Raw genomic sequence first — 26,223 nt, 5'->3', positions numbered from 1 at the left:
ACAATTTGCAGGAACTGTTATGGTCGATCGACACACACAGCCGCCACTCGCACGGCCGCCGCCCGCCCTCCTCCCTGCCCTTGTCCATCCGCCCATGCCCACCCCACCTTCCGCTGCAACCCGCATCGACACCGTCATGGCCGCCATCCGTGCGCGAATCAGCTCGCGCGCCTGCCTGCCCGGGAGCCGGCTGCCGTCCGTCAGGGCGCAGGCCCAGTCCATGGGCGTCTCGGTGTCCACCGTGGTCGAAGCGTATGACCGTCTGGTCGCGGACGGCAGCATCAGCGCCCGCCCGGGATCCGGCTTCTATGTGGCCGGTCCCGTCGCGCCGCTTGCCCTTGCGCAACTCGGTCCGCCACGCGATCGCGACGTCGACCCGCTCTGGGTGTCGCGGCAGTCGCTCGAAGCCGATCCCGACGTGTTGAAACCGGGCTGCGGCTGGTTGCCGGCCTCATGGATGTACGAAGCCGGCATGCGCAAGGCGCTGCGCGCCGCGGCCCGCGCCGACGTAGCCACCTTGGCGGATTACGCCACGCCCCTGGGCCACCCGGCCCTGCGGCAATTGCTGGCCCGGCGCCTGGCGCAGCAAGGGATCGACGTGCCGGCCAGCCAGGTCATGCTGGCCGAATCCGGCACGCAAGCCGTCGACCTGATCTGCCGGTTCCTGCTGCAGCCCGGCGACACGGTGCTGGTGGACGACCCGTGTTATTTCAACTTTCATGCGCTGCTGAAAGCGCATCGCGTCACGGCAGTTGGCGTGCCGTACACCCCGACCGGGCCGGACCTGGAGGCATTCGCGGCCGCGCTGCAGGCGCATTCGCCCCGGCTCTACATCACCAACGCAGGCATCCACAACCCGACCGGCGCCACCCTGTCACCCGTCACCGCACACCGGCTGCTCAAGCTGGCCGACGCGTCCGACCTGGTGATCGTCGAAGACGACATCTTCGCGGACTTCGAGGAGACCGCCGCGCCCCGGCTGGCGGCCTACGACGGCCTGACCCGGGTGATCCAGATCGGCAGTTTTTCCAAGACCATCTCGGCGTCCTTGCGCTGCGGCTACATCGCGGCCCGGGGCGACTGGATCGACAGCCTGGCCGACCTGAAGCTGGCCACCAGCTTTGGCGGCGGGCGGCTGGCCGCCGACGTGCTGTACACCGCGCTGACAGACAGCGGCTATCGCAAGCACATGGAATCGGTGCGCCGCCGCCTGGCCCAGGCGCGCAGCACCACCTTGTCGCGGCTGGAAGCGATCGGCATCACCCCGTGGCTGGTGCCGCAGGCAGGCATGTTCCTGTGGTGCGCCCTGCCCGATGGCAACGATGCAGCCACCCTGGCCCGGGCCTGCCTGGCCGACGGCGTGGTGCTGGCGCCCGGCAATGCCTTCAGCCTGTCGCTGCGGGCTGGCGGCTTCTTGCGATTCAATGCGGCGCAGGCAGGCGATCCGCGCGTGACCGAGGTGCTGGCGCGCGCGATGCAGGCGTGACCTTCACTTTGCTGCTACGAGTTATGTCCCGTCGGGCACGCCCCCCGGCCCATGGTCTACAGTAGCTGTCAGCCCAGACCGCACCGGTTTCGACGAGACGTCCCATGCACATTCCCCTTTTCCCCCTAGGCAACCCCCTGTTTCCCGATGGGGTGATGCACCTGCAGATCTTCGAGGTGCGCTACCTCGACATGATCAAGAAAAGCATCGCCAACGAAACCCCCTTTGGCGTGGTGCCGCTGCTGAGCGGCCGCGAAGTCCGCACGCCCGAAAGCGGCGAAGTGCTGGCATCGGCCGGCACGCTGGCGCGCATCGACGAATGGGCGGCGCCCATGGCCGGGCTGATGCAGCTGCGCTGTTCAGGCACCCAGCGTTTCCGGCTGACATCCACCGAGCAGGGCAAGTTCGGCCTGTGGATGGGCGAAGCCGAACTGATCGAGGCCGAGGAAATCATCACCACCCTTCCCGGTTCGCTGATGCCCACGGTCAATGCCCTGGGCAAGCTGATCGCCGACATGCAGCACCGCGGCGTGCCGGTCAGCCAGATGCCCATCGGCACCCCGTACCGGCTGGACGAAGCCGGCTGGGTGGCCAACCGCTGGTGCGAACTGCTGCCCCTGCCCGTGCCGGAAAGCCAGGCGATGCTGCTGGAACCCGATCCCCTGGTTCGCCTGCAGCAGGTGCAGGACTTCATGAACGAGCGCGGTCTGCTGTCATGAGCGGTACGGCCGTGGTGGTCATGGGCGTGTCAGGCTGCGGCAAGTCCACTGTGGGCAAAGCTTGCGCCGAGGCCCTGGGCTGGGACTTTGTCGACGGCGACGATTTCCATTCCGACGCCAGCATTGCCAAGATGCGCGCCGGCGAACCCCTGACCGACAGTGACCGCGCCGAATGGCTGCACCGCCTGTCCGAATTGCTGGCAGACGCCCATGCGGAACATCGGCAGCTGTTCCTGCCCTGCTCTGCCCTGCGCCGTGCCTATCGTGAACAATTGCGCAGCGCCCATCCGGGCCTGCGCTTCGTCTTCCTGTCGTTGACGCAAGACGATTCGCTGGCCCGGGTCAGCCAGCGCCATGGCCACTTTTTTGCGCCTGCCCTGGTCGCCAGCCAGTTCGCCACACTGGAAGCGCCGGCCAATGAAGACGGTGTGTTGACGGTCGACGCCATGCTTCCCGTCGAAACCCTGGTCGATCAAGTGAGCACCTGGCTCAATCGCGCGTAAGACGCGCGCTGACCGCGCGTCCACGCCCGACAACGGTGCGACGTAACGTTCGTGTAGCGTTCCCCGAACCAAGGCACACTGACGAGTCGCTGAAAAAATAGTGTGATTTGAGACACTGGGCACACATTTTGAGACGTCGGGCAAAGTGCCTGAATGGGTGATCTTCTAAGCTGTAAGACCGCCTTATCACAGGGATGATAGAGCGCGTCTTCAGACAGACGCGTCGCCGTTGCTTGCGTGCTGTCCAGGCGGGCCGCAAGTTGTGAGCCGTGTGACCGAGAGGAGCCATGACCAAACTCGTTGATGAACTTGCGCTGTTGAGCCGCAACCGCAAGGCGCCCGCACGCCCTCCCTGGTACCGCGGACGAGAACAAGGTCTGGAACGCCTGCGCAACTGCCTGCGCATGCGCGCCCATGCATCGCTGTGCAATGCCACGTTCGGCTTCGTCGCCGGCGCCGATCAGGCCGACTTCGCCTGCGCCATGCTCGGCGCCGAAGGCCTGCGCTGCCGGCTGGTCGAAGACGGCACCACCGCCCTGCTGGTGGTCGAATGGCTGGACGCCCCGCCGCCCACGTTGCCCCTCAAGGCGCAGTACGTGGTCGACGTCTTCTGGAACGTGACGGTGGTTCGCAATGACGACATGCCGTCGGTGTCGGCCATGGGGTAGCGCCCACGTCATCACGAAGGGCGGACGAAAAAAAGCGGGGACTGTTCGACACAGTCCCCGCTTCTTTTTTGCCGCGCCCGACGGATCGGACGCTGCCGGGCCACCGTGGTGACCCGGCCCGCCCCTTACTGCTGGGGCGCGGGCTCGGCAGCTTCGGCCGCCACGGCGATCGCCTTGATCGACAGGCGCAGACGGCCCTTGTCGTCAGCTTCGATGACCTTCACGCGGACCTGCTGGCCCACCTTCAGGACGTCGTTGATGTTGGCGATGCGGTGGTTCGCGATTTCCGAGATGTGCAGCAGACCGTCACGGCCTGGCAGCACCTGGACGATCGCGCCGAAGTCCAGCAGACGCAGCACGCTGCCGTCGTAGACCTGGCCCACTTCCACGTCGGCCGTCAGGTCGGCGATGCGGCGCTGGGCTTCCTTGGCGCGGTCCAGATCCACGCTCGAGATGACGATGGTGCCGTCATCCGAGATGTCGATCTGCGTGCCGGTTTCTTCGGTCAGTGCACGGATGGTGGCGCCACCCTTGCCGATCACGTCGCGGATTTTTTCCGGATTGATCTTCATCGACAGCATGCGCGGCGCAAAGGCCGACAGCTCGCCGCGCGACGAATCGATGGCGTCGCGCATCTTTTCCAGGATGTGCAGGCGGCCTTCACGGGCTTGCGCCAGTGCGACCTGCATGATTTCCTTGGTGATGCCCTGGATCTTGATGTCCATCTGCAGTGCGGTCACGCCATTGGCGGTACCGGCCACCTTGAAGTCCATGTCGCCCAGGTGATCTTCGTCGCCGAGGATGTCGGTCAGCACGGCAAACTTGCCGCCGTCCTTGATCAGGCCCATGGCCACGCCGGCCACGTGATCCTTGACCGGCACGCCGGCGTCCATCATGGCCAGCGAACCGCCGCAGACCGATGCCATCGACGACGAACCGTTGGATTCGGTGATTTCCGACACGACGCGGATGGTGTACTGGAAGTCCTGCGGCGCGGGCAGCAGCGGCGTCAGCGCGCGCTTGGCCAGCTTGCCGTGACCGACTTCACGACGCTTCGGCACGCCGATGCGACCGGTTTCGCCGGTGGCGAACGGAGGCATGTTGTAGTGCAGCATGAAGCGGTCGCGGTACTCGCCCATCAGGGCGTCGATGATCTGCTCGTCCTGCTTGGTGCCCAGCGTGGCGATCACCAGCGCCTGGGTTTCACCGCGGGTGAACAGCGCGCTGCCGTGGGCGCGCGGCAGCACACCCAGGCGGACGCTGATCGGACGAACGGTGCGCGTGTCGCGGCCGTCGATACGCGGTTCGCCGTTCAGGATCTGGCTGCGAACGATCTGCGATTCGAATTCGAACAGGATGTTGTCGACGTCGACCGAGCTGTACTCGGCGATGGCGCCCGACGAAGCCTGTTCGGCCAGCGCGGCCTTGACCTGCGACGACACGTCACGCAGCTTGGTGGTGCGAGCCTGCTTGTCGCGGGTCTGGTAGGCGGCTTCCAGCGCGGCGTAGCCGGCGTTCCGGACGGCGGCGATCAGCGGCTCGTTGCGGGCCGGCGGCTGCCAGTCCCACTCGGGCTTGCCAGCCTCGCGGACCAGTTCGTCGATCGTGCTGATCACGACCTGCATCTGTTCGTGGCCGAACACCACGCCGCCGAGCATGACTTCTTCGGACAGCTGCTGGGCTTCGGATTCCACCATCAGCACGGCGTCGCGCGTGCCGGCGACCACCAGGTCGAGGGCCGAGGTCTTGAGCTGGCTGGCGGTAGGATTCAGCACGTACTGGTCATTGATCCAGCCCACGCGCGCGCCACCGATCGGGCCGGCGAACGGCAGACCGGAGATGGCCATGGCGGCCGATGCGCCGATCATCGCGGCGATGTCGGGATCGATCTCGGGATTGACCGACAGCGTGTGGATCACCACATGCACGTCGTTGTAGAAGCCTTCGGGGAACAGCGGGCGCAGCGGACGATCGATCAGGCGCGAGGTCAGCGTTTCCTTTTCGGACGGCTTGCCTTCGCGCTTGAAGAACCCACCCGGAATACGGCCGGCAGCGTAGGTCTTTTCGATGTAGTCGACGGTCAGCGGGAAGAAATCCTGGCCCGGCTTGATGCGCTTGGAGCCGACGACCGTGGCGAGCACCACGGTGTCTTCGATGGACACGACGACGGCACCCGACGCCTGGCGAGCGAGTTCGCCGGTTTCGAGGGTGACGGTATGCTGGCCATACTGGAATGTTTTTGTGACTTTATTGAACATGACAGGCATCCTTTACGGTTGCCCCTCCGGAAATGAAAATGCCTGTGACAGGTGTTCCTGACACAGGCACTCTCCAATTCAGGAGGGAGTAGTTTTGGTGCCAGTCCGGCGCACCGCGCCAGACTGGAAACTCACGGAAAAGCCGACCAACGCCGGGCGGGAAACCACCGCAGCGCGGGACAACCTTCCGTGCCCCCCGACAATCACTTGCGCAGACCGAGTTTCTCGATCAGACCGCGGTATGCATCGGCGTTGCGGCTCTTCAGGTAGTCGAGCAGCTTGCGGCGACGGCTCACCATGCGCAGCAGGCCGCGGCGCGAGTGATGGTCTTTGGTGTGGGCTTTGAAGTGACCGGTAAGTTCGTTGATACGAGCGGTCAAGAGCGCAACTTGCACTTCTGGCGAACCGGTGTCGCCTTGAGCACGTTGGAATTCGGTAACGATGGTAGCTTTATTGATGTCAGCGACGGACATGATTTCCTCTCCAGACAGGCGGCGAAGCCGAGGCGCCTCGCCGTGAATGTTTGATTGCGATGGTGTATCTGATGCAGATCCGCCCCGAAAGGTTCGAGGCAGCCCGAGAGTATACCCCAATCAGGGCAATGTCGGCATCACGCAGCGCGTGGGCAACGTCAGGTCCTGCGCGCTTACCTTCAGGGCCGTCTCGAACCCGTAGCCGCTGCCTTCCACATCCAGCCGCGCCGTCCCGACGCCCTGCTTCTGCATGGTGAACACATAAAGCGGCTTGATCGCCTGGTGGTCGGCCGGGCGCATCCACAGATCGGCCCCTTCCTGCGTCCAGCGCATGCCCGACAGCTGACGCGCGATCGTGACCGCATCGGTCGACCCGCCCTTTTCCAGCGCCGCGGCCAGCATGTCCACCATGTGCAGCATGCGGGCGTTCAGATAGTCGTCGGCCGGCCGCGGAAACTGCTTGCGATAGGCGGCATACGCCGCGTCCATGCCCGGTTCGCCCGCGTTGTAGTGCCATTCGGCCACCGCGCGGACCTTGCCCACCCCGGCGTCGCCAATCGCCGCCGGCGCACCCAATGCATTCGCATAGAAGGTATAGAAGTTGGCGTTGACGCCGGCTTCGCGCGCCGCCTTGATCAGCAGCGTCAGGTCATTGCCCCAGTTGCCGGTGATGACGGTGTCGGCGCCGCTTGCCACGATCTTGGCGGCGTACGGCGCAAAATCCTTGACCTTGCCGATGGCATGGAACTCGTCCGCCACGATCTGCACGTCGGGCCGCTTGCTGGCCAGCGCGCTGCGCGCCGCCTGTGCCACCTGCTGGCCAAAGCTGTAGTCCTGGTTGATCAGGTAGACCTTGCGCACGCTCTGGTCGCGTTTCATGACTTCAGTCAGCGCGGCCATCCGCATGTCGGAATTGGCGTCGAACCGGAAATGCCAGGGGCTGCACTTTTCGTTGGTCAACGCGGGGTCGACGGCCGAATAGTTCAGGAACACCATGCGCTTGGCGGGATTGCGCTGGTTATGCCGGTTGATGCCTTCAAGCAGGCCTGCCGCCACGGCCGAGCTGTTGCCCTGCAGGATGATGGACATGCCCTGGTCGCTGGCCGCGCGCAGCAACAGCAGCGCTTCATCCACCTGATTCTTGCTGTCGAAACTGACCAGTTCCAGCGGGTGCCTGCCGTCTGGCAGCGCGACGCCGCCGCGGGCATTGATGCGGTCCACCGCGAACCGCAGGTTGCGCATGATCGCGTCGCCCGTGTTGGCGAAGGGGCCGGACATGGCTTCGATCACGGCCAGCCGGACCGGCGGCAGCCGCGGAGCAGCCACTGAAGCCGACGCTGGGGACGCCGCAGGGGACGCCGCTGGGGCACCCGACGACGCCGCCGCGGCCGACGCACCGACCGGCGCGACCGCCGCCACCACCGTCATCACACTTACAATCCGGGACAGGAACCCGAAGCTGCGACTAGAGGTCACACGCTTCTCCACCAAATCAAAAAAGGGGATTGTATGGGTATCAGTCAAGGTATGCGCCGCGGCGTTCCGCGGGTGCTGGCCGCCGCCGCGCTGGCCGCGCTGCTGGGCGCCTGTGCAAGTCCGGCCACCATCCAGCCCGGCGAAACCCAGGCTGCCACCATGGCGCGCCTGGGCAAGCCGGTGGCCGAGTTGCCATTGCCGAACGGCGGCACGCGGCTCATCTACACGTCGCAACCCATGGGCCAGTACACCTGGATCACCGACTACGACACCAATCATGTGGCCGTGTCGACCGTGCAGGCGCTGACCAGCACCCGCTTCGAGATGATCAATAACGGGCTGGAAGAAGGCAAGTGGAACCGCGATCGGATGCTTTTCGAATTCGGCCCGCCCGCCGAGATCCGCCGCGTGGCCTTCCCTGCCGATCAGGCAGTGTGGGGTTACCGCTTCCGTCAGGATGGCGTCTGGAATTCGCTGATGTACGTGTACGTGCGCGACAGCGACGGCGTGGTGACGCGTTTCCACCCGGGCCCCGACCCGCTGGCCGACCCCCGCGAAGGCTTCGGCCGGTAGGCAGGAAGCGTCCTCAACTGACGTGATGGACAGACAAGGCCGCGCCGCAAGGTGCGGCCTTGTTGTTTGTGGAGACGGTGCGCCCAGGGTCCGAACTGACATAGAATGATACGCATTCTCATGGAGGAGACCATGGCCGGCGCGCACGCCCTTGGACACGACCAGATCACCACGCTCTACCGCCACCATCACGCCTGGTTGTGCGGGTGGCTGCACGCGCGCCTGCGCTCGCGCCAGGATGCCGACGAGATTGCGCAGGACACCTTCGTGCGCATCATCGAAAAGCGGGACGCGCTGTATGTGGACGAGGCCAAGGCACTCCTGACTACCATTGCCAAGGGACTGCTGATCGACCACTTCCGGCGCGCCGCGCTGGCGCGGGCCTACGTGGCGGCGCTGGAAGCCATGCCGCCTGCGCAGGCGCCGTCCCCGGAAGCCCGGGCGCTGGTGCTGGAAACGCTGGTGGCCGTGGACCGGTTGCTGCGGCGCCTGCCCGCCAAGGTGCGGCAGGTGTTCCTGATGGCGCAGCTGGACGGGTTGGCCTATGCCGATATCGCGGACCAGATGGGGATATCGGTCCGGACCGTGCAGCACTACATGACGACGGCGTGGCGGCTCTGCTACGACGCGGCATGAGCGACAGCCACGGCGGCCGCCGGGTCGACCGCCTGCGGGACACCGCCATCGCCTGGAAGGTGCGCCTGCAATCGGGCGCCGCGTCCCCCACCGACTTCGACTCCTTTGCACGCTGGCGCGATGCCGATCCCGCGCATGCACGGGCCTGGGACCGGCTCCAGCACATCGGCGCCCTGCTCACCGTCATGCCGCCTCGCGCGCTGCGCAGCACCCTGGCGCGCGCCGACGCGGACCGCGCCCGCACCGGGCGGCGGGCCGTCCTCAAATCGCTGTTGCTGGCGGGCGGCACCGCGACCGGCGCGGGCGCCACCTGGTCCGGCTACCGGTGGCTGCCCTGGCAGGATCTGGTCGCCGATTACCACACGGCCGTTGGCGAACAGGCGCAGGTGACGCTGGACGACGCCAGCCGCGTCACGCTCAACACCAACACGGCGATCGCGGTGCGGCTGGACGCCAGCCACCGCGCCATCGACCTGCTGCGCGGCGAAATCCTGCTGCGCGTAGGCGACCGCGGCCGACCGCAGCCGCTACAGGTGCGCGATCCGGCAGGTATCGTCAGTTCCACGGAAGGCCGGTTTTCCGTCAGGCGAACACCGGCCGGCACGCGCGTCACGGTCTACGACGGCCAGGTCCGGATTGCTTGTGCCGAGGGCGCGGGCGGACGGGTGCAGGCAGGCAGCGTGGCCTGTTTCACGGCCAGCCGGATCGGGCCGCTGGAACCCCTGACCGACAGCGACGGCGCCTGGACCGACGGCGTCATCGTCGCGCAGGCCATGCGGCTCGGGGACCTGGTGGCGGAACTGTCGCGATACCGCGCCGGCCTGGTTCATTGCGCGGACGATATTGCCGGCCAGCGCATTTCGGGCGTGTATCCCGTCGTGAACACCGATCATGCGCTCGACGCGATTGCCCGGGTGCTGCCCGTGGCGGTCCATCGGCGCACCCGGTATTGGGTCACGGTGACGGCGGCGTGAAGGCTGGGACGGCGGACACGTCGCGACCGGGTAACGGTCTTCCGGAGCGAACGACGCCCGACGCGCGCCGCCGTTACACCTTCCTTTGCGTGTTTGGCGATCTCGTCCGGTATCCAGGCATCCGCTTCACGAACCCAGGACGCCCATGACTCGCCCCACCCCACGCCGCCTCGCGGCCGCCCCTGCACCGCTCCTTCCACCCACGGTCCCGCACGCGTTGGCGTCTCGCGCGGTGCCCGGGACACCCCGGCAGCCGCGCATGCCTTGGTCGTCGGCACGCCGTTTGTTGCGGGCCGGCCCTGCCCTGTCGCTGCCGCTGGCGCTGGTGGGCACGGTCGCGCCGGTCTCGCCGGTTGCATTCGCCGTCGTGGTGCTGGCATCCCTTGCCGCGCCAACCGCCCATGCGCAAGACGCCACCTATCCGCTGGACATCCCCGCCGGCGACCTCGGGCCGGCGCTCAACCGGTATGCCCGCAGCACGGGTGTGCTGCTGTCCTTCGACCCTGCCGTGGTCGCGGGCAAGACGGCGCCTGCGCTGCGGGGCACCTATACCGTCGGCCAGGGCTTTGCCGTGCTGCTTGCCAATGCGGGCCTGGCCGCGGTGCCCGACGGCCGGGGCGGCTATGCCCTGACCGCCCGCACGGCCACCCCGGCAGGCCCTGCCGGCGCTGGCGCCGCGGCGACGACCCTGGGCACCATCGCGGTGTCGGCCCCCGCCCTGGGCAGCGACATCGCACCTCGCGGCTTCGTGGCCCGGCAGGCCGAATCCGCTACCAAGACGGGCACCCCCATCAACGAGACGCCGCGCGCGATCGCCGTGATCACCCGCGACGAGCTCGATGTGCGTGGCGCGCAAAGCCTGCCCGAAGCCGTCCGCTACACCGCCGGCGTGGTCACGGGCGCCTATGGCTACGATCCCCGCTTCGACCAGATCAGCATTCGCGGTTTTCCGGTCAACACCTATGGCGACTATCGCGATGGCTTGCGCCAGGGGCAAGGGTCCTATGCCTACTTCAAGTCCGAGCCCTACGGTCTGGAACGCATCGATGTGGTGAAGGGACCGGCGTCCGTGCTGTATGGGCAAAGCACACCGGGCGGCCTGATCGATCGCATCAGCAAACAGCCGGCCGCCACGCCCCTGCGCGAACTGGAGGTGCAGGCAGGCAACCATGACCGCAAGCAGGTCGGCGGCGACTTTGGCGGCGCGCTGGACGCCGAGGGCAAGGTACTGTGGCGCGTGACCGGCATCGCTCGCGATGCCGATACCGATGCCAAGGCCGCCAACAACCGCTACTACCTGGCGCCATCGCTGACCTGGCAGGCAAGCGACAAGACCAAAGTCACTGTGCTTGCCCATGCGTTGAAAGACGAAACTGACAGCAGTGTCGGCGTCTACCAGGAGAACGGCCGCGCGTCCCGCAACCGGGTCAGCGACTACGGCTATGACTACCAGAAACAGGAGCAATACCAGCTGGGCTATCGCCTGGACCATACCTTCAACGACAGCGTGTCGTTCACGCAAAAGGCCCGGTATGGCGTGATCAACGTGCACGCGCGCTACCTGAGCGGCGCGGGGCTGGTGCCCGGCACCCGGCTGCTCCGGCGCACCGCCTACGCCATCGAAAACAAGGTCGATACCTTTGTGATCGACAACCAGTTCCATGCCAAGGCCCGCACCGGGCCAGTCGATCACCGCCTGCTGTTCGGCATCGATTACCAGAAGGTCGCGTCGACCTTCGGCCTGGGCGTCGGCAACGCGGCGGACTATCCGGTCTTGAATCTGGATAACCCGGTCTACGGGAATGTGAATGCGCCGACCCCCGCGCTGGCGCCCCGCACGGGCACGTTTGTCGATCAGTTGGGCGTGTACGCGGCGGACCAGATGTCGTGGAATCGCTGGCGCTTCAATGTGGGCGTGCGGCGCGACGGGGTCGAGCACGAAGCGCGCAACCTGGGCACGGCTGCCGTCACGACCGACAAACGCAGTCATGCCATCACGACGCAGGCCGGCGTGCTGTACGCCTTCGACAATGGCGTGTCACCCTACGCCAGTTACGCCACGTCGTTCCAGCCAAACACGTCGCTGTCGGTAAGCGGGTCGCCGCTCGATCCGACCAAGGCGCGCCAGTTTGAAGTGGGCGTCAAGTTTCAGCCCAGGAACGAAGATGCCTTCCTGACCGCGTCGCTGTTCGACCTGACCGAACAGAACGCCGTGCGCAGCATTCCGGGCACGGCGTTTTCCGAGTTGACCGGACAGGTCCGCTCGCGCGGGCTCGAATTGCAGGGCAAGGCCAGCCTGGCCCGCGACGTGAACCTGACGGCGTCCTACACCTATAACCAGACCGAAGTCACCCGGTCCACCGATCCCGCAGAGATCGGCAAGGAATTGCCCGTCACGCCACGCCACACGGCATCGCTGTGGGCGGACACGGTGATGCGCAGCACGCCACTGGCCGGGCTGGGCCTGGGCGCGGGCGTGCGCTTCATCGGCGCCAACAAGACCGACAAGGTCAACGCGTCCAGCAACCCCAGCGCGACCCTGGTGGACCTGGCCGTGTATTACGATCTGGCCCGCCTCGACGCCAGCATGAAAGGCTGGCGCGGCGCGGTGAATGTGCAGAACCTGTTCGACAAGGAAATGGAGGTGTGCAATGCCGGCTTCTGCTATCGCGGACAGCGGCGCACCGTGATTGCATCCTTGCGGTATCGCTGGTGAATGGAACGCCGAATGGAAAGCCCAACAAAGGACACATGTTGATATCGACCCTGCCTGCCCGGACCCCGCCGCTGAAACACGGCGGTTTTGCGAGACGGCTCACGACGTTGACACGGCGGCTGGCGCTGCTGGCCGCGCTGATCGGACCCGCCATATCCATGGCCGCCGAGCCCGTGCAGGTCCCCGACGCGGCCCCGCCCGTCGCGCTGCCCGGCACTCGCCATCTGGCCATGCAAAGCGCCAAGGGCCGCGATTACCGCATCATGATCACCGAAGCCAAGGACCCGGCGCCGGCCAATGGCTACCAGGTGCTGTATGTGCTGGACGGCAATTCAGTGTTTGGCGCATTCAGCGACACCCTGCGCCTGCAGCGTTTCGAGTTCGACAAGGCCATGGTGGTTGCGATCGGTTACCCGACCGAGCAGCCCTATGACTTCAAGGGGCGATCCTACGACTACTCGCCCCCGGCGCCGCAGGGCCGCGAACGCCCGCCGAATGCACCCGCAGTGGGCGGGCATGACGAGATGCTCGACTTCATTGAGCACCAGTTGCAGCCCGAGATCGCGCGCCGCTACAAGGTGGACCGCACGCAGCAGAGTCTGTTCGGCCATTCGTTCGGCGGCATGTTCACCCTGCATGCGCTATACACACGGCCGTGGCTGTTCACTCACTACATCGCGGCCAGCCCGTCGATCTGGTGGCAGGACCGCTACCTTTTGCCCGAAGAACGCGGCTTCACGCAGCGCGCGAACGCCGGTCAGGTGAACCTGACGCAGACCACGCTGATGCTGTTCGCGGGCGGCCGCGAATCGCCCATGATGCTGCGCGATGCGCAGGCCTTGCACGGCCGCCTGCAAGCCCTGTCGGGGCTCGGGCTGACAACGTCGTACGAAACTCTGGCGGACGAAACCCATGCCACCGTGCCCATCGCCGCGGTCACCCGCGTGATGCGGCATGTGTTCACCGCGCGGACGCGCTGATTTCGCAAGAAAGCGTCCCTCCCAATGACAAACGGCCCGCAGATTGCGGGCCGTTCATCATTCACCAAGCAAGATCGATCAGTACTTGCCCGAGAGCAGCGAACCGCAGTTCGGCACGCGCGTTTCCAGGTTCAGCACCTTGAGCATGCGATACACGGTGGCCACGGCCGCCGAGATCACCGGCTTGCCCAGACGGTCTTCAACCATCTGGATCGAATCGAGCGACGGCATCTGCACGCACGCCGACAGCACGACCACGTCAACGCCGCTGGTGTCCAGGCGCTTGACATGCTCGGCCGGGGCCAGCGACGGCTGACGGCCGACTTCCAGGTTGTCCGAGATTTCCAGCGACACGCTGTCCTGCACTTCGAAGCCTTCGTGCTCGATGTAGTCGACGACCATGCCGGTCAGCGGCTTCATGTACGGGGTCAGCACCGACACCTTCTTGGCGCCCATGGCCTGCAGGCCTTCGATCAGCGCGCCGGCGCTCGACACCACGGGCGCGGCGGCGTTGTTGCCCACCGTGACCTGGTGCAGGCGTTCCTGCGATTCACGGTGATAGCCGCGGCCCATGCTCATGATGGCGACCAGGCAGGCGTAGCCCAGCACGTCCACACGGGCGTCCGACAGTTCAAGTGCGCAGCGGTCCGATTCCTTGTCCATCAGCACCAGTTCTTCCTTGGTCACCTTCTTCATGCGCATGCGGCTCGAATGGAAGGTGAAACGCTCGGGCAGAATGGTCTGGCGGCGCAGCAGCATCGCCGGGATTTCCGTTTCCATCGTGGTGTTTGAGCTGGGGACGATCTGACCGATACGGTAGACGCGCGATTCGTTGTTTTCCATGAGTTTCTCCAGTGATCAATAATCTTCAGTGTACTGATGGTTAGGGCCCGACGAATCGGGAAAACCTGCGTTGCTCGCCAGGCAACGGCATCGGGCATGACGCCGTCTGCGCTGCCTGACTCGGCATCGTTTACTCCGGCGTAATTCCCGCTGCCTTGACCGTCTTGGCCCAGTAGGCCAGGTCGGTGCGCACGCGCTGCGCCAGCGCTTCCGGACCTTCAAACTTCACTTCGATCCCGGCGCCTTCCGCACGCTTCACGCTTTCTGGCGTCGCCAGCGCTTTCTGCACATTGGCGGCCAGCGTGGCGATCACCGGTTTGGGCGTTCCGGCCGGGGCAAACAGCGCGACCCACGATTCCAGCTGGAAGGCCGGCAGGCCGGCTTCGGCGCTGGTCGGCACGTTCGGCAGCATCGGATGACGCTTCTGGCTGGTCACGGCCAGGGCCTTTAGCTTGCCCGTCTGCACATGCCCCATGACCGACGGCGGCGTGGTGATGAAGAGCTGCACGTTGCCGGCCAGCACGTCCTGGATGGCCGGGCCCGAGCCGCGATACGGCACGTGCGTGATCTGCGTGCCGGTCTGCTGCTTGAAGATCTCGGTACCAATGTGCGACATCGATCCGATGCCCTGCGACGCGTAGTTGTACTTGCCCGGCGCCTGCTTGAAGTAGGCCGACAGTTCCTGCAGATTGTTGGCCGGCACGCTGGTGGGCACCGTCACCACATTGGTTGCCACCGTCAACAAGGCGACCGGCTCGAAGTCCTTGAGCGGATCCCACGGCAGCTTGGCGGTGATCGCCGGATTGCCGACGTGATAGGCCGAATACGAAATCAGCAGCGTGTAGCCATCCGGCTTGGCGCGCGCCACGTACTGGTAAGCGATGTTGCCGCTGCCGCCGTCCTTGTTCTCCACCACGGCGGTCTTGCCGATCACCCGGCTCAAGGGCTCGCTCAGCACCCGGGCCGACGTATCGACCAGGCCACCCGGCGGGTTGGGCACGATCAGCGTGATCGGCCGGCTCGGGAATTCGTCCGCTGCCATCGCCATCAGGGGTGTTGCGAGCAAAGCCACGGCCGCAGCCGCTTTCAATCGGGTCATGAGAGTCTCAAAGTTTGTCGTTATGTGAACGCTATTCTTCACGGTATATTCGATATACGCCAATATCGTTTTCGTCTAGATCGATACGGCGCGCGTATGGATCATACCTGGAGCCTTGCCGTGGAACTTCGCCAACTCCGCTACTTTTCCGTACTGGCCGAAGAACTGAACTTCACCCGTGCCGCCGCCCGCCTGCACATTTCGCAACCGCCGCTCAGCATGCAGATCGCGCAGCTGGAAACCGAGCTGGGCGCCGCCCTGTTTCGCCGCACCAGCCGGCGGGTGGAGCTGACCGAAGCCGGCGTCTGCTTCCTGCACGACGTGCGCGCCGTCCTGGCCCGGCTGAAGGATGCCGGCGTGCGGGTGCGGGCCGTCGACCAGGGGCTGGCGGGCCGGGTCGAGGTCGGCCTGTCGGGCTCGCACTTCCTGGGACCCCTGCCCGACCTGATCGCGCGCTACGCCACGACGCACCCGGACGTGTCCGTCATCCTGAATGAAATGAAACCCAGCGACCAGATCGATGCGCTGCGTGAACACCGGATCGACGTGAGCTTTACCCGCGCCTGCATCACCGATCCGCTGCTGGACTGCGTGCCGCTGTGGCCCGATCCCGTCCTGGCCGTGCTGCCCGCCGGCCACCCGCTCGCCGCCAAACGGCAACTGCGCCTGGCGGAGCTGGCCGACGAACATTTCGTGGTCCTGCGCCGCGACACGTCCGCCTTCGCGCAGCATATTTTCGACTGCTGCGCCAAGGCCGGCTTTACGCCCCGCGCGTCGCAAGCCGTCTCCGAAGTCCCGGCGCAGCTCAACCTGGTCGAAGCGGGCCTGGGCGTGGCCCTGGTGCCCGCGTCGACCTGCCAGCGCCTCAAGGCCGGTGTCGTCACCTGCACCTTGACCGATCCCACGCCGCAAGCCAATGTGTTCGCCATCGTGCGCAAGGACAGCCCGACCAAGGCGCGCGAAACCTTCCTGGCGTCGATCGCCGCGCCACTGGAGGCGTGACCCGTCGCCAGCCATAAAAAAACGAGGCCGAAGCCTCGTTTTCCAACGTCAGTCCATGCCGTTGCGCCGGCGCCGCTGCTGCAGCTTGCGCGCCTTTTGCCAGCGCCACGCCCACATCACATAGCCCGACAGTCCGTAGATCACGAACAGGCCGAACAGCACGATTGGCGGATCGCTGGAAATGAACACAAACGCCGCGACCACCACCAGAATCATCCAGAACGGCACGCTGCGGCCCAGCGCAAACGACTTGCCGCTGAAGAACAGCGCGTTCGACACCATGCTGACCCCCGCATAGATTGTCAGGCCGAACGCCACCCACGGCATCCACAGCTCGCGGATCGGCAACTTGTTGTCGATCGCCAGCCAGACAAAACCCGCCACCAGCGCGGCCGACGCCGGACTGGGCAGCCCCTGGAAGAAGCGTTTGTCGACCACGCCGATATTGGTGTTGAACCGCGCCAGCCGCAGCGCCGCCCCGGCCACATACACAAAGGCCGCCAGCCAGCCCCACCGCCCCAGCGGATTCAGGATCCATTCATACATGACCAGCGCCGGCGCCACGCCAAACGAGCACATGTCCGACAACGAATCGTACTGTTCGCCAAACGCCGACTGCGTATTGGTCAGCCGGGCCACCCGGCCATCCATGCCGTCGAGCACCATGGCCACGAAAATCGCGATCGCGGCCATCTCGAACTGGTCGTTCATGGCCTGCACGATCGCATAGAAACCGGCGAACAGAGCCGCCGTGGTGAATGCATTGGGCAGCAGGTAAATGCCGCGGTGACGAGGTTCTTGTGTGTTCATGGACGAAAGGTTAACCGATGGCGCGGGGGCCGCCAATCGAGGCGGAACGCTGTGTCATCAACCTGGGTACAGTAGAGCCTTCGCGCGCCCACCGCCGGTGCCTTTTCCTTCCACGGAACCCTTATGTTCGCCCTGACCGACCTGAGCTTCACCGTTGCCGGCCGCTGCCTGCTGCAGCCGCTCACCCTGACCATTGCCCCGCGCCAAGTGACGGGCCTGATCGGCCACAACGGATCGGGCAAGTCGACGCTGATCAAGCTGCTGGCCCGGCAACAGACAGCCACGGGCGGTTCGGCCATGCTGGAAGGCGTGCCGCTGGCGGACTGGACCGATCGCGATTACGCCCGCCGCGTGGCCTACCTGCCGCAGCAGCTGCCGGCCGTTGAAGGGCTGACCGTGCGCGATCTGGTCGGCTATGGCCGCTACCCATGGCATGGCGCGCTGGGCCGCATCGGCAGTCAGGACATCGACCTGATCGAGCAGGCCATGCGGCATGCCGACGTGTCCCGCTTTGCCGACCGCTGGGTCGACAGCCTGTCGGGCGGCGAACGCCAGCGCGTCTGGCTCGCGATGCTGCTGGCGCAGGATTGCCGCTACCTGCTGCTGGACGAACCCACGTCGGCACTCGACATCGCGCATCAGGTCGACGTGCTGGCGCGGGTGCGCGAATTGAGCCGTGACCTGGGCCTGGGCGTGCTGGTCGTGCTGCACGACATCAACATGGCGGCACGTTACTGCGACCACCTGGTGGCACTGCGCGGCGGACATCTGTTGTCGCAAGGCGCGCCGGCCGACCTGCTGCACAGCGACATGCTGGCGTCGATCTATGGCGTTCCGATGGGCGTGCTGGCGCATCCGCACGATGGAACCGTGCTGACGTATATCCGGTGATCCCGGCAGGAGTCGTGTACGTGCGGTGTACGTGCGTCAACGCGCGGGCGGCGTGGGTTCCGGCCCGGTGTCGGACGGCGGCGCCGACAGGAGCGGACAGTTGGCGCACAGCGGGCGGTCGGGCAGCAGGTAGCGCACGCAGCACACGCGCCGCTGCCGCCAGCGCCGGTCAGGCGCGCGCGACATGACCAGATCATCGCCATCGTGGCCTCGGCTGGGCGGCGCGTCCGGTCGGTCGCGATACCGCACCGTGTTGAAGAAGGGATTGGCCCGGCCGTCGGGTCGATAGGTCTGATTGACGACATCAAGCACAAACGCCGCGCCTGGGTGCTTTGCGACAGTCATCGCGTCTGCAGCGCCACGGTGCTTCTCAACCTCCAACGCATCCGCGGCGCTGCGCGGTGCCGTCGCCTGCGCGGATCCGGCGCCCTCGATCGCCAGGACGCGCACCACCGCCTCGACGTAGTTGCCGGCGTTGCTCCAGAACACGCGCGGCGACAGGCGGCTGTACGCGGACAGCGCCGCAATCACCGGCGTCAGATGCTCATCGATCAGCGGCGCCAACCGCGCCAGCGCGCCGCCGGAGGGCGGCATCGTACAGGAGCCGGCCCCAGGCAGCGCGAATGCAAACGGGGCCCCGTCCTCATCCAGCACCACATCGATGCCGGCAGCGCGCAGGGGCAAGCGGTAGTCCAGCAGCAGCGTGGCCGCCAGCACCGGCGGCAACAGCCGCACAAAGTAGCGCTTGGACCATTCCGACGCCAGGGCACGCGGATCGCCCCCCGGCGTGTCGCGCCCAAAGCTTGCAATACACCGCGCCAGTTCGCTGGGGTCGTCATCCAGCAACCGGGCCAGGCGCACGACGGGGCGGCCGCCGGACGTCAGCACCAGAGCATCACGCCAATCCGCCAGCGGTCCGGTAAACAGCGGGGCCAGCGCCGCGATCATCGCCCGGCTCCAGGCATCGCACGCACCGCCTCGGCGACCTGCCCCGCCAGCCGCGCGACCGATTCCGGGCCGCCAAACGTCCAGTAGGGATGCGGCAAAAAGGCAAAGCGCCGGGCAAGCGCCACGGGCAACGCCTGCCACAGCGGCGTCTTGAACAACGGAGCGCCTTCCTGCCCGCCCACGAACAAGGCCGTCAGATCAGTCCGGCTGGCAATATCGCGCACTCCAATGCGTCGATGCAGGGCATGACCCGATGCCAGGCGCCAGGGATTCGTGACGTCCAGCCGGTTCATCAACGCCGCGATCATCGACTGATCATTCGACACGATAAAAGTGCCTTCCCGCGACAAGGGGTAGAACGGAACGACCGGCGTGCCCGCCAGCCCCTTGCCAGCGATCGCTGCCCGCGCCTGGCGCACGGCCACGGCTGATGAGGCCAGCACGCGCCGGGCGACGTCTTCCCGGCCGGTCATCCTGCCCAGGGTCTGAAGCATGGCCGCGCCAATGTCCACACCGTCCGGCGAGCCGGGCGTCAGCGACACCTGGAACAGCAAGGTGGGCGCGATCCGGCGCAGTCGGTCGAACAAGGGGGCATGCAGATAGGACACCCCGACGATCAGGTCCGGCTGCAGTCGCACCAGGGCTTCCAGATCAGGCTGCTGGGGACTGCCCAGCGGTTGGCTGTCTTTCAGCAGGTCGGCGTGCAGGTCGACATAACGCCGATAGCTGTCCAGATTGGCCGCAGCCCGTGGCGCCATGCCCAGTGACACGAGGATCTCGGTGCTGAGGTCATCGAGACTGACAATACGCTGCGCGCAGGTGGGCAGGTTGCCCGACTGCCGGGCGATCACGGGGCCGGACGGTGCCGCGTTCGACGCGTAAGCGGGCATCCCGCCCAGCGCAGCGGCACACCCGGTTCGCCATGCCGCCGCACAAAGCGCACGCCGCGACGGATTGATCCTGTTGTCGCCCATTACGCCCCCGCCCCGCCGCGCTGGAAATACGTCCGGCTTAACAACAACAGGAAGCACGGCGTCCCGAGCGCGGCCGTGGCAATCCCCAGCGGTATGTCGATTGGCGCCATCACGGCGTGCCCAAGCAGATCCGCCAACACCAGCAGACACGCGCCCAGCAGCGCCGCCGCCCATAGCCGCTGTCGGCTTCGATAGAACCCGAGCAGACGCACCCCGTGCGGCACCAGCAAGCCGACAAAACCGACCGGGCCGACCACCGCCACGGGCACCGCCACCAGAAAACTGGCCATGACGACCAGCAGCATCCGCCGCCGTGCCACAGGCATGCCCAGGCTGCCTGCCACGCCGTCTCCCAGCTGCAGCAGATCCATGCCGCGCGAGACGAACAGGCCAGCCAAGCAACCGACCGCCATCCAGGGCAGCATGGCCGTCACGTCGCCCCAATCCCGGCCATAACTGCTGCCCACCATCCAGATCAGCGCCTGGGCAACATTGGTCGTGAACTGCGCGATGACCATGCCGATCAGTGCCAGCGCCGCGCCACCCAGTGCAAAGCCGGTCAGCGTCAGGCGCAGCGGTTCCAGGCCATGCCGCAGATTCAGTCCGATCACCCCGGCCAATGCCAGGGCGGCGCCGCCCCAGGCGATCGGGAAGCGCCATGCCGGCAGCACGTCCGGCATCAGGACCAGCGTCAGCAATACCGCCAGGGCCGCGCTCTGGCTGACCCCGAGGATTTCCGGACCGGCCAGCGGATTGCGCGTCACCGTCTGCAGGATGACACCGCTCAACGCCAGGCAGGCGCCTGCCATCGCGTCGACCAGCAGACGCGGCAGCCGCAGATCGGCCAGCGCCCAAGCTTGCGCATCCCCTCCCGCCAGCGCGCGCGCATACGCAAGCGGATCGTTGCCGGTGCGATAAAACACGCCAACGCCGATCAGCAGCAGAGTCGCCATACCCATGATGAAAGCAAAGCGCGGCAGGCTCACCCATTGCCGCAGCGACCGGCCGTCGTTCCGGGTCAGCGCGGTCGCTGGCGCGGCCGGCACGATACGCAGCAGGACCAGGATGGCCGCCGACCCCAGCAGGGCGGACAGCACGCCCAGGGGGACCGTGACCCCACTGCCCCAGGCGCCCGACAGGGCAAGTGTAGACGCCACGTTGTCGGCAAACAGCGTCAGCGCCGCGCCCCACAGCGCGCACAAGGGAAGCAGTGTCGACGGGCGTGCAACGCCCAGCCCGAGCCGCAGCAGATTGGGTGCGATCAGGCCAATGAACCCGAGCGGCCCGGCAAGCTGAAATGCCAATGCCGTCAGTACACTGCCGATTCCGACCACCAGCACTTTCAGGCGTGGCGGCGACAGGCCCAAGGCGCGCATCTGTGCATCGCCCAGCAGGGCCAGATTGAGCGGCCGCGCCAGCGCCAGCAGGACCAGCAAGGCCAGCGGCGTCAGCACCAGCGACGGCGCCAGGGCCTGCCAGCCGAACTGAGTCAGCGACCCCGTGTTCCATAAGGACACCACCATGGCGGCACGGTCGTTCAGGCTGAGGAACAGCGCAATGAGCGCGCTCAAACATTGCGCGATGCCCACGCCCGCCAGGGTCAGCCGCAGCGGCGACGCAAAGCCGCCGCCCGCGGCCGCAAAGGTCAGGCCGGCCGCCGCCAACCCGCCTGCGACGATCAAGGGCAGGCCCATCGCGGCAGGCAAGGTCGCGCCAAGGATCAAGCCCAGTTGTGCGCCTGCGGTCATGCCAAGCAGATCGGGCGACACCAGGGGATTGCGCGTGACCAGTTGCATCAGCGCGCCCGCGACGCCCAGGCTGGCGCCCACCAGGATGCCGGCAGCCAGCCGGGGCCAGACGGTCCAGTCCCGCACCAGGTGTTCCAGGGCATCGTCCAGCGGGGCGCTCGTTGCGTCCCCGACCAGCCGCAGCGCGACCAACCAGACGATCATTGCAAGCAGGCCGACGACGCCCCACCCCGCCGCCCGCTTGGCGGCGGAACGCGACGACACGGAGGCAAGCGAAGCCGCCGATGCACTCACCCCGCGCGATGCACTCGGCAATGCCCCCGAGTCGGGCAAGTCCACGGAGCCCGGCGAACCGGGCGTCCCCGGCCGTGTCGTGCGTCCTGCCGCATCCATTCAGCGAGGCTCCCCAAGCGGCTCGCCGCTGCCGTCGATTTCGGCCAGGGCATCCTTGCCCGCGCGCTGCCGCGATGCGCCCGTCAGTTCCGTCATGCGCCCGCTATCCATTTTCAACAGGCGATCGGCCTGCGCAAAGTACCGGTCATCATGGGTCACCACGATCACCGTCACGCCGGCACGTTTCAGCCGCGGCAACAGTTCCAGATAAAAGACCCGGCGGTACAGCGGATCCTGGTCAGCCGCCCATTCGTCGAGCAGAAGAATATCGCGTGCTTCCAGCAGGCTGGCCAGCAGCGCCAGGCGCTTGCGCTGCCCCTGCGACACCTTCAGATTGCCAATGCGCGCGCCGGTCGTCGCGACCTTGTGCCGCATCTGCAGCACGTCGAGCCAGTCATCCACCAGGTCCTGCCGCGCGCCGCGTCCCTCTGGCCCAAGCAGGTCGGCAAACAGATGGAAGTCCGTGAACACGGCCGAAAACAGCTGCCGGTAGTCGGCCTGATAATCCGCCGCGCGGACCGAATCGTCGAGCACAATCTGGCCTGACGAGGGCGGATACAGGCCCGCCAGCAACTTGGCCAGGCTGGACTTGCCGCTCCCATTGCCGCCGATCACGAACACGGTCTCGCCCCGGCGCAAGGTGACGTTCAAGGGGCCGACGGCAAAGCCCGGGTCATCCGGCTTTGGGGGATAGGCGAAGCAGACATCCTGCAATGACAGCGTCTGCCATTGTCCGGCCAATCGGACAGCCGCGGTGGAGGATGCATGCGCAACGGAAGGCGCCACCGCCTCCCCGTCGAACCCCGCCTTGAACCGCGCCAGCGCCAGCGCTTCCACCTTCGCAAGCGCCACCGCGCCGGCCATCTGCGCCGGAATCGCCGACACGGCCGACACCAGCGGCGTGCGCATGAACAGCAGTGTCAACGCATAGGTCGCCGCCGTATCCGCGTCCGACCAGCCCAGTCCCTTGGCCAGATAAAACGCCAGCCCGATGGTGCCCAGCACCATGATGTTGGCCCAGTTGCTCGCAATCCCGTGGAACCGATCCGCCTTGATGAAGTGATCGCGATAGCCGCGTGCATAGGTGTCGAAGTCGCCGTCATACACGTGCCGCGCGCGATCCCGGTTCAGCGCCAGTTCCTTGAAGCCATCCAGCACCGCATGGTATTGCCCATACAGTCCGTCTTCCGCCTCGCGCAGCAATGCGAGATGACGCCGCAGCCGCGACAGCAACAGCCAACCGATACCCAGCGTGAACGCCATCCACGCCGCGGTCGCCAGGAACATGGAAGGCGACAGCCAGGCCAGATAGGCAAACGACGCGGCGCTCAGCACACCGCCGTAGATCAGTTCGGGCAAGTGCACAAAGGCCAGCGTCACGCTGCGAATGTCGCTGGACAGGCTCGCAAACACGGCGCCCTGCCCCAGCCGTTCCACGTCTCGCAGCTCGGTATCCAGCAGGCGCTTGACCATCTCGCGCCGCAGCGCATACACAAAACGATGGCCCAGCGCCGTCAGCCCCAGCTGCGTCCCCGACGTGATCGCCAGCAGCACAAGCAGCAGGCCACCAAACTGCCACAGGGTCGTGTCGGGCAGATCGGTGCGCTGGATCATCTGCCGGTTCACGAACGCAATGACGCCCACGCTCAGCAAGCCGCTGAGCGTGCTCAAACTCAGCACCAGTAGAACCGGCCACCGAGATGACCGGAAGATGCGGGTGATCAGGCTCACCACCGGTAGCGCAGGTTCGCAACCGCGGTGCGTTCGGTACCCCAGTAGCACGCCGTCGCCGCCAGGCAATTCACCACGTATTTCTTGTCGAAGAGGTTCGAAAAGTTCACGCTCAGGTCCGCGCCTTTCAAGGTGTCGTCCAACCGGCCCAGGTCATACCGTAGCGCCGCGTCCACCAGGGTCACACCGCCCACTTCCTGCGAATTGGCCAGGTCGCCGAACACGCTGCCGCGATACCGCACCCCCGCTCCCATGCCGAGCCCGGCCAGCGGCCCGGTCTGCACCGTGTAGTCCGCCCACACCGACGCCTGATGACGCGGCACGAAATTCAGGCGATTGCCTGCCCGCCCGGCCGACGCCGCCGTCGAACTGGCCCGTGTGATCTCGGTGTCCATATAGGTATAGGCCAGGGTCAGGTTCAATGCTCTGGTCACGCTGCCCTTGGCCTCGAGTTCAATGCCGCGCGAGGTGACCTGACCGACCTGGATGCTGTAGTTGGTGTTGGCCGGATCGGTCGCGCTGACGTCATCCTGCTTGATGTCGAACACCGCCGCCGTCAGCAGCGCATTCCGATTGGCGGGCTGGAACTTGACGCCCGCTTCCACCTGCTTGCCGGTCGAAGGCTTCAGGTTCGTGCCGTCCGCCCGGATGCCGGCCAGCGGTTGGAAGGACGTCGAATAGCTCACGTAAGGCGACACCCCGTTGTCCATGGCATAGGCCAGCGCGGCGCGGCCGGTAAAGCGGTTGGCATCGATGTCGGTACGGCGGAACGTGGCGGCGCCGGACGCGGCAATGTTCGTTGTGTTGGTATCCGTATTCGTCCAATCCTGGCGCCCCGCCAATGTCAGACGCCACTTGTCGATCGACACCTGATCCTGCAGGTAGACCCCCAGTTGCTCGCGCGTCTGATGAATACGCAGGGCGTCCGGCGGCACGGCCACGGCGCGATCGCCATACACGGGATTGTAGAGATCGAAGAATTCCGGCGTCGTCGTCCCTGGCCGATAGAAAATGCCCAACTGGCTTTCGGTGTAATCGGCGCGGTCGCGCAAATAGTCGACGCCCGCCGTGATCCGATGCCGGGTCACGCCCCAATCCAGGTCCGCATTCAACTGGTTGTCGATCTGGATCGTCGTTGCCTTTTCGGGAAAGGACCACGCATATCGCGCCGCCTGCGTATCGCCAAACACCGCGCCCACCTGCACCCGCCGCGAGTTCGTGTCGACCTGCGTCACACGCGCCGTCTGCTTGAAGCCGACCCGCTCATTCAATTGGTGTTCCAGCGTGTAGCCCAGCATCTTCTGTTCGTTGGTGAACAGGTCGTAGTTCGGATCGCCCACGAAGCGGCCGCGCGAAATCGTGCCCAGCGCGCTTGGAACGACGGTGCCCACCCGCGGCAGCACCGGCGCTCCGCCACCGCCCGGCGACCGGATCTTCTGGTACTGCGCCATCAGGTTCAGCCGCGTCGCATCCGACAGGTTGAAGGTCAACCCGCCCTGCAGGAACACCTTGTTGTCCTTCACGTAGTCGTACTGCGTGCCACTGTCCTTGACCAGACCGGTCAGCCGATACAGCACGGCGCGGTTCTCGTCGACCGGCCCGCCAAAGTCAAAGGCGGCCTGCTTGCGGTCGAAACTGCCGTATTGCAGATCCACTTCACGCAGCCGTTCTTCGGACGGCTTTTTGCTGACCATGTTGACAAGGCCACCCGGCGCGGTCTGCCCGAACAGCCCCGACGACGGGCCTTTCAACACTTCGATGCGTTCCAGCCCGAACACTTCCACGCGCGGCTGCGCATACCCGCGCACGCCAAAGGGCAGGACCAGACCATCCAGATACCGCGCGGGCGTAAAGCCCCGCACCGTCAGCCAGTCATAGCGCACATCGTTGTCGCCGTACTGCCCCACCACGCCCGGCGTGTAGCGCAGCGCCTGCGCCACCGACACCGACCCCTGCTGTTCCATTTCCGTGCGCGTGATCACATTCACGGCCTGCGGCGTCTCCAGCAGCGACGTATTCGATTTCATCGCGGACCGCACGCGCGTGGCGGCATACCCGGCATCCACCGGATCGGCCAAGGCGGATCCGGCCGCCTCGACCTGAATGGCGGGCAGGCGCGCCGGGGCCTCGGCGGGCGACTGCTGCGCCAGACCGGTCAGCGGAAAGGCCACGGCCAGCGAGGCGGCGACAACGGTAAATCGGTGGTGGATCATGCGTACCCTCCAGGCGCCAAAGCCTGTAAACTCGAACGAGAACGATTATCAATCGTGAAACAGAGCGAGTATCGCGGGATTCGGCCAACGTCGTTGACGGTTTTTCGGC

The 26,223-nt window shown here is 66.2% G+C and carries 22 protein-coding genes; 11 read left to right on the top strand and 11 right to left on the bottom strand.

Annotation, left to right across the window (positions count from 1 at the left end; all coding sequences use genetic code 11):
• Positions 1 to 94 precede the first annotated feature (94 nt).
• The 4 genes from HD883_RS00180 (at position 95) to HD883_RS00165 (ending at position 3,376) form a co-directional block, all read left to right on the top strand.
• A complete protein-coding gene (locus HD883_RS00180) occupies positions 95 to 1,486 on the top strand; it encodes an aminotransferase-like domain-containing protein (RefSeq protein WP_257021927.1) in 1,392 nt (463 codons plus the stop codon).
• Between the two features lie 104 nt (positions 1,487 to 1,590).
• Positions 1,591 to 2,205: an LON peptidase substrate-binding domain-containing protein gene (locus tag HD883_RS00175; RefSeq protein WP_179588401.1), complete on the top strand. Its 615-nt coding sequence runs from the start codon at positions 1,591 to 1,593 to the stop codon at positions 2,203 to 2,205.
• Complete coding sequence (locus tag HD883_RS00170) at positions 2,202 to 2,708, top strand: gluconokinase (protein ID WP_257021925.1); 507 nt, start codon at positions 2,202 to 2,204, stop codon at positions 2,706 to 2,708. The genes HD883_RS00175 and HD883_RS00170 overlap by 4 nt, the downstream gene beginning before the upstream one ends.
• A 287-nt stretch (positions 2,709 to 2,995) precedes the next feature.
• On the top strand, positions 2,996 to 3,376 hold the full coding sequence (locus tag HD883_RS00165) for a hypothetical protein (protein ID WP_179588402.1): 381 nt from the start codon (positions 2,996 to 2,998) through the stop codon (positions 3,374 to 3,376).
• 125 nt (positions 3,377 to 3,501) lie between these two features.
• On the opposite strand, the gene pnp is transcribed toward HD883_RS00165, so the two are convergent.
• From pnp to HD883_RS00150, 3 genes are all read right to left on the bottom strand, one after another.
• Positions 3,502 to 5,634: a polyribonucleotide nucleotidyltransferase gene (gene pnp, locus HD883_RS00160; RefSeq protein WP_179588403.1), complete on the bottom strand. Its 2,133-nt coding sequence runs from the start codon at positions 5,632 to 5,634 to the stop codon at positions 3,502 to 3,504.
• A gap of 203 nt (positions 5,635 to 5,837) precedes the next feature.
• Positions 5,838 to 6,107: a 30S ribosomal protein S15 gene (rpsO, locus tag HD883_RS00155; protein ID WP_179588404.1), complete on the bottom strand. Its 270-nt coding sequence runs from the start codon at positions 6,105 to 6,107 to the stop codon at positions 5,838 to 5,840.
• 120 nt (positions 6,108 to 6,227) lie between these two features.
• Positions 6,228 to 7,535 carry a branched-chain amino acid ABC transporter substrate-binding protein gene (locus HD883_RS00150; protein WP_179588814.1) on the bottom strand — a complete coding sequence of 436 codons (1,308 nt, stop codon included), beginning with the start codon at positions 7,533 to 7,535 and terminating at the stop codon, positions 6,228 to 6,230.
• Between the two features lie 81 nt (positions 7,536 to 7,616).
• On the opposite strand from HD883_RS00150, the gene HD883_RS00145 reads away from it, so the two are divergent.
• From HD883_RS00145 to HD883_RS00125, 5 genes are all read left to right on the top strand, one after another.
• Positions 7,617 to 8,156: a hypothetical protein gene (locus HD883_RS00145; protein WP_179588405.1), complete on the top strand. Its 540-nt coding sequence runs from the start codon at positions 7,617 to 7,619 to the stop codon at positions 8,154 to 8,156.
• A gap of 105 nt (positions 8,157 to 8,261) precedes the next feature.
• The gene (locus HD883_RS00140; protein WP_257021923.1) at positions 8,262 to 8,792 is read left to right on the top strand and encodes a sigma-70 family RNA polymerase sigma factor; all 531 of its coding nucleotides are present in this window, start codon (positions 8,262 to 8,264) and stop codon (positions 8,790 to 8,792) included.
• Complete coding sequence (locus HD883_RS00135; protein ID WP_179588406.1) at positions 8,789 to 9,766, top strand: FecR domain-containing protein; 978 nt, start codon at positions 8,789 to 8,791, stop codon at positions 9,764 to 9,766. Before HD883_RS00140 ends, HD883_RS00135 begins: the two co-directional genes overlap by 4 nt.
• A gap of 259 nt (positions 9,767 to 10,025) precedes the next feature.
• Positions 10,026 to 12,482 carry a TonB-dependent siderophore receptor gene (locus tag HD883_RS00130; RefSeq protein WP_179588407.1) on the top strand — a complete coding sequence of 819 codons (2,457 nt, stop codon included), beginning with the start codon at positions 10,026 to 10,028 and terminating at the stop codon, positions 12,480 to 12,482.
• Between the two features lie 35 nt (positions 12,483 to 12,517).
• The gene (locus HD883_RS00125; RefSeq protein ID WP_218863301.1) at positions 12,518 to 13,462 is read left to right on the top strand and encodes an alpha/beta hydrolase; all 945 of its coding nucleotides are present in this window, start codon (positions 12,518 to 12,520) and stop codon (positions 13,460 to 13,462) included.
• 78 nt (positions 13,463 to 13,540) lie between these two features.
• Here HD883_RS00125 and HD883_RS00120 read toward each other — a convergent pair whose 3' ends face one another.
• Entirely contained in the window at positions 13,541 to 14,305 is a 765-nt protein-coding gene (locus HD883_RS00120) for a maleate cis-trans isomerase family protein (RefSeq protein WP_306455911.1), read from the bottom strand.
• Between the two features lie 130 nt (positions 14,306 to 14,435).
• Positions 14,436 to 15,404 carry a Bug family tripartite tricarboxylate transporter substrate binding protein gene (locus HD883_RS00115; protein ID WP_179588408.1) on the bottom strand — a complete coding sequence of 323 codons (969 nt, stop codon included), beginning with the start codon at positions 15,402 to 15,404 and terminating at the stop codon, positions 14,436 to 14,438.
• 120 nt (positions 15,405 to 15,524) lie between these two features.
• On the opposite strand from HD883_RS00115, the gene HD883_RS00110 reads away from it, so the two are divergent.
• Entirely contained in the window at positions 15,525 to 16,406 is an 882-nt protein-coding gene (locus HD883_RS00110) for a LysR substrate-binding domain-containing protein (protein WP_179588409.1), read from the top strand.
• Positions 16,407 to 16,454: 48 nt separating this feature from the next.
• Here HD883_RS00110 and pssA read toward each other — a convergent pair whose 3' ends face one another.
• Complete coding sequence (gene pssA, locus HD883_RS00105; RefSeq protein ID WP_179588410.1) at positions 16,455 to 17,216, bottom strand: CDP-diacylglycerol--serine O-phosphatidyltransferase; 762 nt, start codon at positions 17,214 to 17,216, stop codon at positions 16,455 to 16,457.
• Positions 17,217 to 17,339: 123 nt separating this feature from the next.
• Here pssA and HD883_RS00100 point away from each other — a divergent pair, with 123 nt between their 5' ends.
• Positions 17,340 to 18,107 carry an ATP-binding cassette domain-containing protein gene (locus HD883_RS00100; protein WP_179588411.1) on the top strand — a complete coding sequence of 256 codons (768 nt, stop codon included), beginning with the start codon at positions 17,340 to 17,342 and terminating at the stop codon, positions 18,105 to 18,107.
• A 36-nt stretch (positions 18,108 to 18,143) separates the two neighbouring features.
• On the opposite strand, the gene fhuF is transcribed toward HD883_RS00100, so the two are convergent.
• The 5 genes from fhuF to HD883_RS00075 all read right to left on the bottom strand — a co-directional run bounded on the left by fhuF (position 18,144) and on the right by HD883_RS00075 (position 26,114).
• Complete coding sequence (gene fhuF / locus HD883_RS00095; protein ID WP_179588412.1) at positions 18,144 to 19,055, bottom strand: siderophore-iron reductase FhuF; 912 nt, start codon at positions 19,053 to 19,055, stop codon at positions 18,144 to 18,146.
• Entirely contained in the window at positions 19,052 to 19,945 is an 894-nt protein-coding gene (locus HD883_RS00090; protein WP_179588413.1) for an ABC transporter substrate-binding protein, read from the bottom strand. Before HD883_RS00090 ends, fhuF begins: the two co-directional genes overlap by 4 nt.
• Positions 19,946 to 20,028: 83 nt before the next feature.
• Entirely contained in the window at positions 20,029 to 22,041 is a 2,013-nt protein-coding gene (locus HD883_RS00085; protein WP_218863305.1) for an iron ABC transporter permease, read from the bottom strand.
• A gap of 129 nt (positions 22,042 to 22,170) precedes the next feature.
• Positions 22,171 to 23,901 carry a multidrug ABC transporter permease/ATP-binding protein gene (locus tag HD883_RS00080; protein WP_179588414.1) on the bottom strand — a complete coding sequence of 577 codons (1,731 nt, stop codon included), beginning with the start codon at positions 23,899 to 23,901 and terminating at the stop codon, positions 22,171 to 22,173.
• Complete coding sequence (locus HD883_RS00075; RefSeq protein ID WP_179588415.1) at positions 23,898 to 26,114, bottom strand: TonB-dependent siderophore receptor; 2,217 nt, start codon at positions 26,112 to 26,114, stop codon at positions 23,898 to 23,900. Before HD883_RS00075 ends, HD883_RS00080 begins: the two co-directional genes overlap by 4 nt.
• Between the last annotated feature and the right edge of the window lie 109 nt (positions 26,115 to 26,223).

It is taken from the genome of Pigmentiphaga litoralis, assembly GCF_013408655.1.
Taxonomy (GTDB): Bacteria; Pseudomonadota; Gammaproteobacteria; order Burkholderiales; family Burkholderiaceae_B; genus Pigmentiphaga; species Pigmentiphaga litoralis_A.
This window is presented reverse-complemented; position numbering and strand designations above follow the sequence as displayed.